Here is a 13,904-nt window from a genome sequence, read left to right as displayed (position 1 = left end):
TGTCCTTATCATCTTCATTTGTTATCCAGATATGATATTAACTACCTTTAACACACCACTGTAAATCCCGTGCATTGCCTGTACATACATACTAGTAAGGAAGAACGCAGCGACCCCAATACCTAAGGATGCCCTAGCTGTTAGCTTCATTATAGTTCTCTTTCCATAATCGGCATCTGTAATTCCTGTCATCTTTTCAAATACTCGACCGCTTGCGTACCCATTAACCGCCACTACATACATAGCAACCGAAGCAGCAATATAGGTTAGTAAACAAGCGGATAAAACAACTCCACTCCTCACAAGCCACTTATTTGCAGTTTTAGAGCCTTCACTAAAAGCGTTAGCCATTGCTCCATCAAACTCATCAGAGCTACCAGTCACCCCCTTACTTGAACCTAATCCCACTTTCGGCTCCATCCAGAACTTAATTTCTTTCACTGTTCCGTCAGGCTGCTTTATTTGCGCCCCGTCTTTTGTAGGTGTGACCCCTCCGCCACCTGTACCTACTGCCAATTCTCCGCTATAATCCTGACCTAACTGCGTCATAATTCCCTTCATTGTCGCTATATACTCCGCATGATTGTTTCCATCACTCTCAGGCGCATATACCGTAAGCATTTTCTTAATTGTCTCTAAAGGTTCTCCCGCTTTATGTGTATCTGTTGCAGGAGCAGTCCCTTTTGGATATCTCGCAATATACTCCGCATACATACGGAAACCTTCGTCCGCATTGTTATTCTTCGCATACGCTCCGCTTGAACAATGGGTCGACCCTGCCGTCCCTTGTCCTTTAATGTTCCCGAAATTGTACGCATCCTTGGGCATACAGCTCTTATATTTCCAACCACTCTCCATAACGAGCTGCGCTATCATGAAAGAAGCATTTATTCCTGTCTCGGTACTGGCTTTCATGACAGAATCCCCAATCACTAACCAGTCACTTCCTCTACTTCTAGCGACCTCATTTATCTTCTCGGCTGTTACACCCGGTGAGTTTTTGGTCATAAGGTTAAAACTCCCCCAATCCTCCGCCATTGCAGGTGATGGAACTAGTAAACTAGGTATGCAGATAAGTAGGAATAGTAGACAAGCCATCCCCAGTTTTAACGCCTTGTTCCGCAACTCAATCCCCTCCTTTTTACTCTTTTATCTATCGTGTTACGTTCTTTCTACTTCCCCTTAAAATCCAATAAAAAAGAGGACTCCGATGGAATCCTCTTTTACTCTTTTTAACAGATTAACCTGCGCAAGAGATTGTTTTACCGTATGTGCTTTGAACGTCATTTACTAGGAATGATTTGTTACAAGCTCCATCTCCGTTTTGGCGAAGATGTTGTTTGAAGTAATCAGCACCTAATTTCATTTCGTCAGAAGCTTTACGTTTATTTAACTCAGCTGCTAATAAGTCAGCTTTAACCATTGATTGAGTATACATTGATTTTGCTTGGTTGAAAGCAGGGTCATCTGAAATAGCTCCGTCTTTAGCTTTATCGTATAACACGTTAGCGTAGTGACGAACTGAAGATAACTCATCATCGTACTGGTTACGTAAGCTTGTTGTACGGCGAGCTGAGATGTTTTCTTTAAATGCATCAGCATCTAAAGTTGCCAATCCGCCCGAAATATCCAAGCCTAATAGTTTGTTCATTAAGATTCCAATACCGCTTAGAGCCATTGCGATTAATCGGAATAACCAACCAGTCATCAAGAATGTGATAAGTACGATTACTAAGATAATTTCTACTAAATTACCTTTAGCATATGCTCCAACTGAAGAGTAACTGTCACCCTTACCTGTACCGAATTTGCCCATTTTAGATTCAATAGCCGTTCCTCGTGTTACTAAGCAGATGATATCTACTGCAATACGAGATAACCAAATAGCCATTGCTAAAGCACCGATTGTCATGATTAAGAATAACGCAATTTTGAATGCCCAACCAGATGCTGAAAGCGCCTGCGATACATCACCAGTTGTTGACTGCATGTTAAAAAAATTGACGATATCCGATAATCCTTGTTGTCCACCAGTTTCCATTCGGTATCCCTCCTATTCGATTGTAAGTACATAAACATGGTTCATGCCTATGTATATAAAACCATTTCCAACCATGTTGCATTTCAGTTAACTCATAATAGTCAGGATACCTTTGTAAATCCCACTCATTACAACTACATACGATTTTGAGACAAAGAATCCAAGGATAGCGATACTAACTACCCATCTTCCACACAAGTCAAGCGATGTACGTCTATCGTGAATGGCATCCATACCGCTAAACTTCTCAAACATATTCAACCCTTTTGCTCCATTTCGCGGCAATAATGCAAAATACCAAACAATAACCGAGGACGTATATACAATAAGAACCGCTGAAAGTAACATAGCTAGAATAAACAAACCATGCTGCGCTTTCTTAAACCAATCGTTTACTGCCATGTATACATCTTGACTTAACACTCTATCTCCTGCATCTGCACCCTTTACATTTCCTTTTTGTTCTACTTGTATAAACGGATTAAATGGCTCTTTGTAACTTCCACCAGTTGCAGCTGTTGTACCTTCTCCCTCTTTTTTCTCAGTAGTTGTTCCGCCTGTAGTTCCTGTAACCGAACCGTTTTTAAGCGGCTCAGCTTTCCCCGGCTTAACGCCCTCTGAGCTTTTATCGATACGGATAACAACACCATCGATTTTATACCCTTTTGTATCTGAAATCTGTACTCCACCTTTTTTATCGGGAGAACCATACCCCTGACAGCCAATAAACGCATCTCCACCTAACCAAATAACGATATGCGTCCCTCCGTTTAGATAGACAAGGTCGCCACGCTTAAAGTCTTCTTTCTTTAAACCTGTCAGTTTGTACTTACTGAAGTACTGTTTATATGAAGTAGTTGTTCCTACCTCACCTAGCATCATTCCTGCCCCTTTGTTATACGCCCAATGGACGAAACTGGAGCAGTCCAATTTTGGTGGGTTGTCATTGTACTGTTTGGTGTCAGCTCCACCATGACCTCCGCCCCACCAGTAGTCTGTAACCCCTACCAACTCTTTACCTTTTGCAATTGCCTGTTCAATCTCTAAAGATGCTGTATTAGGTGCAGGGTCATCTAACTTGTTCTGCCGAATTGCATGTACATCTTTAGGGTTGAAACTAAACATGGCAGCTGCCATACCTAACGCACACACACCATGTACAATTTTATGGTACATCTTCATCACTAAACCCTCCCCTCTTATTTAACGTAATTTCTCGGCAACTCTTCTAACGGATTTCCTTGTTTATACACTGTAACTACTGAGTTATTTCGTACAAATATCGCCTCAGGAAAATCATGCGTTGTCCAAACCGATTTATCTTCTAGCAACCTAGCAAGAACTGTTAACCCTGCAATTCCTGAGCTTTCATCATTCATGTAGTACGGAATAACCTTGTACCCTTTATCTGCTTTGATGTATTCCCCGACTTTATCCTTAATGATATCCGCACTCTTCTTCGTCTTATCGTAGAATACATAAATACCATCCTCTAACGACTCATCATCAGCAGGTATTTTTGTTTCATAATCTTTTAGAAACGTAGACATATCTTCTTTATCTGGACTCTTACTCTCGTAGTTTTCCGCCTCTAATTCAGCATCTACCCTATCCTGCTCGTTATTGCTACTCATTGCTTCTTTAACCGCAGATAAGTCAGCCGTCGTTGTGGACTCCCTTCCGCCAGAACTTTCGCCCGCTTTTGCTCCGTTCACTCCTGCCATTACTGCTATTGAAACAAAACCAATAAGTATCGCACCAAGTGAACCCAAGACAATCTTCCAAAATAAACTCAACTCTCGAAACCACAAAAATATCATCCTCCTCTATCGCACTCCTATACCTATCTCAATTCCCAAGTCTATCTACTTTCAAAGAAAAAAGAGCCAAAATGTTATCAACATCTGGCTCTTTACCCTTACTGCTATCTATGTATAAGTCAACTTTAAGTCTACGTTAAGTCTACTCAAAGTCACACGAATTTTTATCGCTCTTATACTTCCTATTCTCTTTTCTTCCTGTATTCTACCTAGTCAACCTTAGGTCTACATTAAGTCAACACTAAGTCTCAAAACATAGGAAATGACTGTGGGGGACTCCACAGCCATTCGAGGTATTCTTGTGCTTGTTATAATTAAGTTATCGGTACTTACCGATAGGGGTTTACTCTATGTAAGCACTATCTAACCCTACCCACTTTCTACCCCTACAAACCGTATATCTCATCTTCCTCATCGCTAAACTCTTTTACAGAATCCTCAAAATCTATAAGTTTAAACGAAAACTCTCCACCCACCGTTTTCTCCATATGGTAGTAAGGTTTAAATTGTTGGTCATCCATAACCGCAATAAAGTATTTTGCATGCTCAGGTTTTAGAGGTTCATACGTTACCTCTTTACATTTACCTTCACCTAAATGTTTATCTAACATCTCCTGCAAACCCGCTGTAAACGAACTGTACTCTGAGTAAAACTCATTCTCTACTACACTATTCTTTGCAACGCTTCTCTCTACGCTTGCCTCTTTATTTTTCTTACGTTGGAAATCCATTAACCTTTTAAAGTCAGCAATAACACCCATTCTTTACCCTCCTTGCTATTTATTTGCTACATTTGACGTATCTACCACATCAAATATTTGAAACCCTGTAACTGCATATAATGCAATGATGAAAGCAGGTAAACACAGACACGTAATTACAAGTCGATTAAAATCTTCCCACTTACTACCTGTTCGAAACTCAGTAGGAATTAGCAACTTCCCGATAATTGGTATCTTCTTTAATTTTAAAATAACCTTAGCCGGAGCAAGCGGAATAAAGAATATACTAATACCTGCCTTTGTCGTCATATCCGCGAACAAATGACTGTAAACTCCCGCCAACGCAAAGACTGTATACACCTTAAACGCTGAAATCAACATCATTGCACTTTTAAGCGCACTCGATACCGATACTTGCATAAATACCGCATCCAAGACGTCAATAACTCCACTCATCATCATTAATACCGTTAGCACTGAGCCAATCCCTGCCCCGATTTTAAACCGATTTTTATCTAAAATTGTCCACCATCTCTGGTTATGTCCCAGATTTGCTACCCACTTAAATAAATCTACTAAATCTAAACTTACAAACCACACGAAACATAGTGTAGCTAACACCGTAACCGCTAACCAGAAATTTGAAGCCGTCACAAGGTTGTTTAGCCATCGATTACTTGCCGTTGTTAATAGAAAGTACACACTACCAAACAGCATTGTCTGGGAAAATACGTCATGACTAAATTTCCCCCTATGTTTTACCCCGAAAAATCTAAATATCTTCTTTATAATTGGATGCTTCTGTGCAGGAATAGAACCCGGTGAATCAATATCAGGGAATTCTGCGCCGAATATTGCCCCTCTCATAGCCATATAGCTACAAATAAGTACCATCGCTACATCACTTGCTCTCATAGCCCCTGTGAGGACAGGAACGACCCCTAAACCGACACCAATGGGAAATGTCATCAACCCGAAAAAGATGCCGTACCTCTTGTGCGTTGGGTATAACATACTATCAACCCCTAACCGAGTAGTTCATGTAAGGGTCATCCTTAAAGTCCGCTACATTTCTAACTAAATCGTATTCTTTATCTTCAATCTTCATTTTTGCTTTATCTACCTCATTGTCTTGCAAAGCAGCTTCATCTTTATATACCGCTTCATTATCAATCTCGTAAACGACAGTCACTAAGCCACCCTTAAGCAGCTTTTTCCCTTTTGCTTCTGTTTTAGAATCAGAGTCTAATAGAAACGGTACCGCCTTCAAATCCATATCTACCTCACGACCCATATTTTTTACTAACGTACCTGCAGGTTTTGCTTGCTTCCCATTAATTGTGACAGAAAGCCCACTTAACTCGTTGATAACCTCTTCGGTATCTTTATCCTCATCAGCAAATGCAAAGAAACTTACAAGAGATTTACCTTTGTACTTCTCACGTATATCTTCATTGTTTTTATCCCCGTCCATACCGCTAAACCCAGAAGGTTGTACTGCAGGATACCCAATACTCCATCCTTTTACCTTATCGTACCCTTTTGTATCTACAAAATAATCCGTTGCTGTTACCCCCATTTGTGTACCCTTACTCTCTAGCTTTCCGAACGGCTCATTAAATACAACACGCTTAGGCATACCTACAAGACCGTTTTTATCGTACATAGCACGGATATTTCGAGTTACCTGCTCTTTATCATCCTCTGACATCCCTGTACTCACCAGGAATCCCCCAACATAACAGTCCGCAACCTTCTCACCGTATTCCTCTTTAATTGCATTGTAACGACCCATAGGGAGTAAATCCCCATTACGTTTCTCTAATTTACTCACAAAAGACTGCACTTCTTCTTTTGTAGGTAGTTCAAACCCTACCTCTTTTGACACCTCGTTACGCAGCTCTTTTGTTACATCTTCATACTCCGTAGTTGCCGTATCCTCGGCTCTATCTAACGGCGTATTCCATGTGTAGTACCCTACCGTACCACCAACCAATATAATCATTAAGCCGGAAGCGATTCCGACCTTATTCCACACGCTGCGGTACTCATCGTACTTGATAGCTTTACTTACTTTATCCCAAGCCCGTCTGCCCGTTGCAAATCTAGGCTTTTTTCCATCTTCTTGTTTCTTTTTCTTATCTTTTGCCACGAATAACCCTCCTTTGTTGATAATAAAAAGGGATGCACCCGCATCCCCTTATACCAATTACCTACACCGCAACTTAGCTATACACCAAGTTAGCTATAAGTCCAATCCCCACTACTACAACAAATACGATAAAGCCAATTAACCAAAACTTATTTAACCCACTCACACAATACACTCCCTTCTATATCTCGACAGTCTCAAATCGGAACTCTCTTTCTTTCATAACCATGTACGGCACGTTTGCTTTTTCATCTAGTTGAATATCAAAACGTAAGTCCTTTTTCTCTACCTGCTCCAGTATCAATTCACCAGAGTCCTTTAATACGAGAAAATCAGCCATATCTGGTTTATCCAATACAGGAGATACTCGTGTATCACAGTACACTTTGTTTTCTCCCTCTCGTGGAATCACATACCCGATACCTTTTACATTCACTTGATATCCCTGACCGACTAAATCATGCATACGTCTGTAGTACACTTTTACGACTTCGATTACTTCCGCCTCTTGTAATCCGCCTAATTGATGCATTACTTCATTTACCTGCTCCTGTATTCCAAATACCCTATTTTTATAGATAGAGCCTCGTTTATACGTAAACGAGATAGTAAACAAACCCTCACAATGGATTGTATCCCCTCGAGATATACTCTCTTTCAGTACCTTACTTAATTCCTTGATGATTCTGTGGGATTTATGGTAACTAACCCCACATCTATCTGCCACATACTGAATTAAGTCCGTGTACTTCACCCGTTTTGCCAAACCCACATACACCTCCTAGCGTCTTACCTGTTTTGCTCCTTGGAATGCACTTTCAATATCCGCATCTGTAGCCTCAGCAGGTTTTCGGTTGGTATTGCCTGCCTTTACCTGCTTTGTTACTTCTTTATATCGGCTGCTTGCCTTTTCTGGTGTGACATTAACCGCTCGTTCCTCTACCTTTAACGCCGTCATTACCTCTACAGCCAAGGAGTACAACAGGAATCCTGCACTTCGTTTAATTCCACTGTACTCTTTCAATACTTTCAATAGTTTTATAATATCACTATCCGTTAACCCCTTAATCAAGTCACGCATCTTTTTCACTTGCATTTCATCATATCTATCTAAACGGATACTTGCTCTTATATTCATCAGCTGTACAACATAATCTCCTAGCCCATCTACAAATGCGACAACCCCTATATTCTTCTCTTCCATTGTCGCTGTAAGCGTTGTGACCTCATGCAGTTTTCCTGTTTTGCATATACGAATGAAGTCTTCAAATACTTTCTCAGAGATTAACTCAAGTTCTGCTTGTACTGTATTTCGTTTTAAGTTCCCCGTACTCGCTGCAATAACCTCAGCACGGTTTAGCGTATCACGTGGCGTTCTGCCAGACTTATCAGCCAGTAACTTTAACCCTTCCATCGTGTAATCTACGCCCTCTAATTGACAGATTGTAACCAACCTCTGCGCTATTTCAGAAGCAGTAGGTTTTTGTACGTTAAAGCTAATTAAACGGCTTCTGAAGGCGTCTAACAGGTCTTGTGGGTCAGTTGTACATAAAATTACATATAAACCCTCAATCGGCTCCTCCGTAATCTTAAGGAAGCTACTTTGCGCCTCTTTCGTTGCCCTTTGCACCTCATCCAGAATAAACACACGCTTTGTATCACCTAACGTACGCTTTTGCATACGACTTACAATGTTCGTTGCATCTTCACGTTTATTCATCTTCGTTATATCGTATTCATATACTGAGATTCCACGAGGTGATTTACCCGTCTGGATATAATCCTCGTCCATTCTCGTACACGTATCACAACCGCCACATGCCTTACCGTTTACAGGTCTCTCGCACATTAACGCTTTAGCCAATAACCTAGCCATTGTTGTTTTACCAGTACCCGGGTCACCTTTAAAGAGCATCATCTGCGGTAACTTACCTACCTCAAGCAGCCTTGCTATTTTCCCCTTCATTGTACTGTTACCTATATATTCTTCCATTAATTTCGGTCTAAATTTACGTGTCCACGACAGTTCTGACATTCTAAAAAACCTCCTTATATCAAGCCTTCACAGAAAAAAGGGATGCTATGCACCCCTTCCCGTTACGACTATTACTTTGCCCCAATTACATCTGACAAATTAACCGTCCCGCCCGTTTCAGTGCCTTTGGTACTATTATAGTAACTTGGCTCCTTTTCTGGGGCAGGTTTGTTATCAACAACCTCTTCTACTACCTCTTTTACCTCTTCAACTTCTTTTTCCTTCGGCTTTTCCTCGACTTTAGGTTTTTCTACCTCTTGCTTCGGCTCATCCTTTGGTTTTGGTATATACGTATACTTACTACGCTCATCGATTAAACCCTCGTTTACAATCTTCGTTACCATGCCCTCCAACCCGGCATTATGGATAGGGTTTAGACGCTCTGTAATCCACGGTTTTTCCTGTGTTGTATACGTATCTGATAATCGGTTTACAATTGCAGCGATAAACTCTGGAGATGGGTTTTTAATCTCCTCGATAACCGCATTACGTACGAATGCATTTTCCCAATCCCCGTCGTCAAGCTGTCGATTTACTACATTCTCTGTAAGCATACGGTTTCCTTTTTTCTGGTACTCCGACATCAATCGGTCACGCACCACATACTTCGCAATTTGCTTGTACTCCGTAGCTGCATTTGGCGATGTCATATCAAGCTGAGAAACTCGTTCCCAGTCATTTAACACCTTGAAGTATAACGTCATTGTTTTTGAAACCTCATCAAGATGTAAAAACATCCTGCGGTCAGGCTCAACAGGGAAATCATCCGTTAACGAAATGACTAATGATAAGTCATTCGCTACTTTTACAACCACATACCCCTCACTTAACTGAATATCCGCACTCTCGAAGTCGTAAGGGTTATGCCCTGCAGATGCTGTATAAGGAACTACTACGTACGTCATTAAATTTGGAATACCCGAATGTCCTCGTTCGGCTAACTGATTTATTACTTTTACAATCCTATCTACCTTCCAAAAGTCATTCATACTCTTATCCTCCTTTTATTATTTTGCAAATGGGTTCGATATGAACGCACTCTTCTGCAACGTTTGTTTTAACATACTTACGCTTCGTGAATGGTCTTGTTGTCTACTCTTACCGCCTTTTTTACGGTTGTTGTTCTTTAATCGTTTTTGATAGTCATCTTCAATTAAGCGCCATAATGGATGTGTACACTCATCTTTTGTAACCGCTAGCTCAAGAGGTTTTGCATAGCGCCCGTTCTCGTCGTATTTATACACATTAACCAGTCTATCGTCTTGCGTAAACGCCTCTAGTCGAGCCGGAAACGGCATCAAGTAAGTGATAGTATCCTCAACTAACACCTCTCCTGTCTCCTTATCCTTCTTCTCACGACTTCTTGTTACGATATAGGCGTTACGTACCCCGTATCGAGCAACTAAGTTTACTGCTTCTTCTTTTGTCATAAGGAATCTGCGCCCCAAGATAGGGATTTTCTCAATCTTAGGTACTGGGTTTCCATCATCATCTTCACCCATTACTTCCTTCTCGTCATACATGAAGTTCCCGTCATCGTCCCTTGCTATCTCAGCAATCTTATACCCACAAGAAGGTGCGATATTTGTACCCGCATTTTTACGTATAAAAATCTGACTTAACGTGACCGTACCTTCGACGTAATACATACCGTCAACAGAGTCTAGCCCCGGTTTCTTATCGACCTTCTCTACAATCTCAAATCCTAAATCGTCCTCTTTATTTAGGACTACTGCCTTGTTTTCCTCCACGCTAACGCACCTCTTTATTCAAAAATTTTCCGTAAGCTCTTCATGCCGTACTTATCCATGAATGCCACCATCAACTGGCGATTGATTTCATCGTTCGCTCTTGCATCTGCCGTTACCTCAAGCGGTAAAATCAGCTCTAACGCATGCAGTGCCTGACCTTTTTTATCATCTGACAACGTCTCAGCGTTTGCAATAATTTCTTTTTCGTTACCTCGAACCTCTCCGGCAACCAATCCCTCTTCTCTAAAGAATTTATCAAATGCTGCTTGCCCAAATCTGAAAATACCGATGATATTATCTGATTTATCTCCCACCATACATTTCTTTAATAGAATACTATTGTATGGACACCCTAATTCTTTTTCATAATTTTCTAGTGTAATATCGCCACTTTTGTTTAATACGTTTAACCAAACAACATTATCCTGCACGAGACAAGATAAATCCTTATCGTTTGTAACAACTGCAACATTATCATATAAACTTGCGTTTTGCTCAACAGCCGCATGCACCATATGGTCAGCCTCTAACCCGTCAGCTGCTAAGACTTTATACCCTGCTTCTTTTAGTAGTTTATAAGCTGTGTTTACTTGGTCAAAATACTCATCGCCCATTTGAACACGATTCGCTTTATAGTTTGCATCGATTTTCTTTAACAAGTTATTAGGTGTATCAAAACAGAAAATGTAATCCGCCTCAATCTTTTTGTACTTGCTAAACAAACGTAGTAATCCGTATAAAGATGATGTATTCATCTCAACTCCATTTACCTCGTAACTCATTGGTTCACGTCTAAATTTCCCATAACTTCCGTCAAACGGTTGCTCCATAGAAATGAAGTTAGAACGCATCACCGCAGATACATCAACTACAATTAAGTTCTCTTGACCCTGCCACTTCGCTATATCTACTTTAAATACTTCCTTCTTAGCTTTCTTCTTTACTACTGCTTTCTTTGTTACATCCGATACTTTAACCACCATTTGATATACTCCTCCTACTTTAACCCTGTGTATGATTTTTATATAAACCGAACGAATAACGCTATCTGATTGTCAGCAAGGACTGTTGTTACAATATAAATCTTTTTATTGTTAAAAATTGTATAAATGCGTTGAAAATCTACTCCGAATATTCCTGAGTCTTCTTTACTCATTCCATCCGTTAGTAGCTCAAATACTTCACCCAGTTCGGCTCTTGTAACAGGCTCACTGCACTTTCTGCGCCCCACTACATCCGTATTTTCTTCCTCATATCTCACAACATCTTTACCTTCTGTTATTTCCAAATACAATAACGTATCCGTCTTTAAGACCTCTATTATCTCACCTAACACTCCCACTGAAAATCCCTCCGTACGTTAATAAATTTTCCAGTATCCAGAGCGATTTCGTGCAGCGTTACGTGCTTCTTTCATCTCGCGTATCATGTTGTTCTGTAGGTCTTTTACGACTGAATTGCTACATATAACCCCATCAACTGGCTTAACTACCATATCACCAACATATGTCAGCAAGTTCATTACCTCCAGACGATATGTATCAATCCCTAACCTATCCACACCTAACACTAGCTTAGCTGCTATGTCTGTGAGCGTCCCAACATCCCGTCTAGATAAGTCGAATGTTTTAATACTTACAGAACCTGCATACCGAATCATTCCAATATGCAGCAGCACCTGTCTGCTTAGTTTACGACCAAACCCATCTAACTCTGTGTCTGTTAGTTGGCTTACGTCCAAGCTTTCATGAACGTCTGCGTAATCCATCGCACACCGCCCTTCCTGTAACGTTTCCTTTATCATACACGAAGTAATCTCGGTTATTTCGGGTTGCCTTATCAAATAGTCGGTTGGCTATCACATAAATTTTACTATCGTATAGTTAACTTTCAGAAATAATACGCTTTCCCTTACATAGAAAAAGAGCCGAACCGCAAGGCTCAACTCTTTATCTGTTACCCAATAACCGGGATAGAAATCCTCCCCTTTGATGCTTACCACTGTTTGGCGTATCCTGCAGCCCCTCATCTTTCCCAAGAGACAATGTTTTGTAATACCCGATGGTCGGCGCTGTTACTACATACCCACTACCCGAGTACTCCTCGACTAACCCCTCTCCGTTCACCATACTCCCGAATAACGTACTAGATGTTCGAACTGTCCTTTTTAAGTCTCCTACCCAATACAAAACATAATCCCCATCAACCCGAAATGGTCTGTTTGGATGTACCTCATGTTTTTCTAACTCATTAGGATGTACTGGAAGCTCTAACGCTATAATTCCCTTGCCCCTTACGTCTGTTTGAAACATAGATTTATTTGCAAACATCATATAGCTTAAGTTTAAGTTTTTTGTTGTTTTAAACTGGAACTGCCCTGCACTTGCTAGATACAGCCCTTTTTCTAATACAACCTTACTCTCCGTGGCTACCCGAAGCAGCTTAATAAAACGGAAACTACTCTCTAACGTCACCCGACCGTGACCCTCGACCGAAGGACGGAAGAACGACTCATCGTTTGCTCTACGTACAACCCCACGGAATATCTCCATTGGATTTACTTTTACTCGATTGAACCGAATGTTCCCAGTAGATGATTGAAACATCCCGCCGTCAAATACTAACTCTCCACCTCTTAACTCAACCTCTAACCGTCTTAGCTTCATTCCTAATTTTTGTGCATGATAAATCCCTGTAGCATACTGAATATCTCCAATGTAACTACTGTCAAACTCACGTACCTGCAAGGTAGAATCGTTTAACGCTACCTTATCCAAAATACCTTTTTCATCGTTAAATGAAGGTAAGCTCATCTATATCCCCCTCTTACTTATACCCTATATTCATGCATTCGTTCTTTTACATCTGCTAACCCATGTACTCTGTTTGCATTTACAAGAGACACCGTATACCAATCCTTACCCTCATGCATAAACAATCGGTATGCTTGTCCTCCTCCGTACACGACTAGCCCGCTTACTCTATCCTGACTACATATCAACTTCACTGCTTTTTCTTTACACGGCAATGGGACTAAATACCCATCCCAAATCATGAACACGTCTCGAACCTCTGGAATTCGCTTAGCTAACGCCTCACGCAACCCGATAAACGTATCCCTTACAACCTCACAATTCTCTTCGTTGTCTCCTACAAAATCACGAAACCCATGCCGGATTCCTTCGTTTAGAATTGCATCTATTTGAACTCCCGTAATAATTCGTGAAATATCTCCCACCAGTAACTGAATCATTTCCTGTATTGTTTTGTTCTCTAGGCTCATGTGCCTTATCCCTCTTTCTATATATGACTACCCTGCTACTCATCTTTACCGTTATCCAACAAATGAATTGTTTCAGTCTATGTAAATCTAAGAAAAAAGA

Annotated in this window: 16 protein-coding genes; all 16 read right to left on the bottom strand. The window is 40.7% G+C overall.

Annotated features, from left to right (window positions below):
- Window positions 1-21 precede the first annotated feature (21 nt).
- The gene (locus ACTFR8_RS22710; protein ID WP_221660318.1) at window positions 22-1,125 is read right to left on the bottom strand and encodes a glucosaminidase domain-containing protein; all 1,104 of its coding nucleotides are present in this window, start codon (window positions 1,123-1,125) and stop codon (window positions 22-24) included.
- Between the two features lie 115 nt (window positions 1,126-1,240).
- Complete coding sequence (locus ACTFR8_RS22705) at window positions 1,241-2,041, bottom strand: hypothetical protein (RefSeq protein ID WP_221660317.1); 801 nt, start codon at window positions 2,039-2,041, stop codon at window positions 1,241-1,243.
- Window positions 2,042-2,128: 87 nt separating this feature from the next.
- Window positions 2,129-3,223, bottom strand: a complete 1,095-nt coding sequence (locus ACTFR8_RS22700; RefSeq protein ID WP_440028037.1) for an NlpC/P60 family protein — start codon at window positions 3,221-3,223, stop codon at window positions 2,129-2,131.
- Between the two features lie 17 nt (window positions 3,224-3,240).
- Entirely contained in the window at window positions 3,241-3,852 is a 612-nt protein-coding gene (locus ACTFR8_RS22695; protein WP_221660315.1) for a hypothetical protein, read from the bottom strand.
- A 395-nt stretch (window positions 3,853-4,247) separates the two neighbouring features.
- Window positions 4,248-4,622, bottom strand: a complete 375-nt coding sequence (locus ACTFR8_RS22690; protein WP_221660314.1) for a hypothetical protein — start codon at window positions 4,620-4,622, stop codon at window positions 4,248-4,250.
- A 15-nt stretch (window positions 4,623-4,637) separates the two neighbouring features.
- A complete protein-coding gene (locus ACTFR8_RS22685; RefSeq protein WP_440028033.1) occupies window positions 4,638-5,597 on the bottom strand; it encodes a hypothetical protein in 960 nt (319 codons plus the stop codon).
- 4 nt (window positions 5,598-5,601) lie between these two features.
- Window positions 5,602-6,735 carry a hypothetical protein gene (locus ACTFR8_RS22680; RefSeq protein WP_440028030.1) on the bottom strand — a complete coding sequence of 378 codons (1,134 nt, stop codon included), beginning with the start codon at window positions 6,733-6,735 and terminating at the stop codon, window positions 5,602-5,604.
- 181 nt (window positions 6,736-6,916) lie between these two features.
- Window positions 6,917-7,501 (bottom strand): HU family DNA-binding protein, encoded by a 585-nt coding sequence (locus ACTFR8_RS22675; protein WP_221660311.1) that lies wholly within the window; start codon window positions 7,499-7,501, stop codon window positions 6,917-6,919.
- A gap of 15 nt (window positions 7,502-7,516) precedes the next feature.
- A complete protein-coding gene (locus ACTFR8_RS22670; RefSeq protein ID WP_440028027.1) occupies window positions 7,517-8,770 on the bottom strand; it encodes a DNA polymerase III subunit in 1,254 nt (417 codons plus the stop codon).
- A 71-nt stretch (window positions 8,771-8,841) separates the two neighbouring features.
- A complete protein-coding gene (locus tag ACTFR8_RS22665) occupies window positions 8,842-9,759 on the bottom strand; it encodes a hypothetical protein (RefSeq protein WP_440028025.1) in 918 nt (305 codons plus the stop codon).
- A gap of 18 nt (window positions 9,760-9,777) precedes the next feature.
- Window positions 9,778-10,521, bottom strand: coding sequence for a hypothetical protein (locus tag ACTFR8_RS22660; RefSeq protein WP_221660308.1), 744 nt, complete (start codon window positions 10,519-10,521; stop codon window positions 9,778-9,780).
- Window positions 10,522-10,535: 14 nt separating this feature from the next.
- Complete coding sequence (locus ACTFR8_RS22655; RefSeq protein WP_221660307.1) at window positions 10,536-11,504, bottom strand: hypothetical protein; 969 nt, start codon at window positions 11,502-11,504, stop codon at window positions 10,536-10,538.
- A gap of 38 nt (window positions 11,505-11,542) precedes the next feature.
- Window positions 11,543-11,863, bottom strand: a complete 321-nt coding sequence (locus tag ACTFR8_RS22650) for a hypothetical protein (protein WP_221660306.1) — start codon at window positions 11,861-11,863, stop codon at window positions 11,543-11,545.
- An 18-nt stretch (window positions 11,864-11,881) separates the two neighbouring features.
- A complete protein-coding gene (locus ACTFR8_RS22645; protein WP_221660305.1) occupies window positions 11,882-12,289 on the bottom strand; it encodes a hypothetical protein in 408 nt (135 codons plus the stop codon).
- 181 nt (window positions 12,290-12,470) lie between these two features.
- Window positions 12,471-13,334 (bottom strand): AIM24 family protein, encoded by an 864-nt coding sequence (locus ACTFR8_RS22640; protein ID WP_440028021.1) that lies wholly within the window; start codon window positions 13,332-13,334, stop codon window positions 12,471-12,473.
- A 17-nt stretch (window positions 13,335-13,351) separates the two neighbouring features.
- On the bottom strand, window positions 13,352-13,804 hold the full coding sequence (locus ACTFR8_RS22635; RefSeq protein ID WP_221660303.1) for a hypothetical protein: 453 nt from the start codon (window positions 13,802-13,804) through the stop codon (window positions 13,352-13,354).
- Window positions 13,805-13,904: the final 100 nt, after the last annotated feature.

This window comes from Bacillus cereus group sp. MYBK15-3 (assembly GCF_051916765.1).
GTDB lineage: Bacteria > Bacillota > Bacilli > Bacillales > Bacillaceae_G > Bacillus_A > Bacillus_A cereus.
This window is presented reverse-complemented; position numbering and strand designations above follow the sequence as displayed.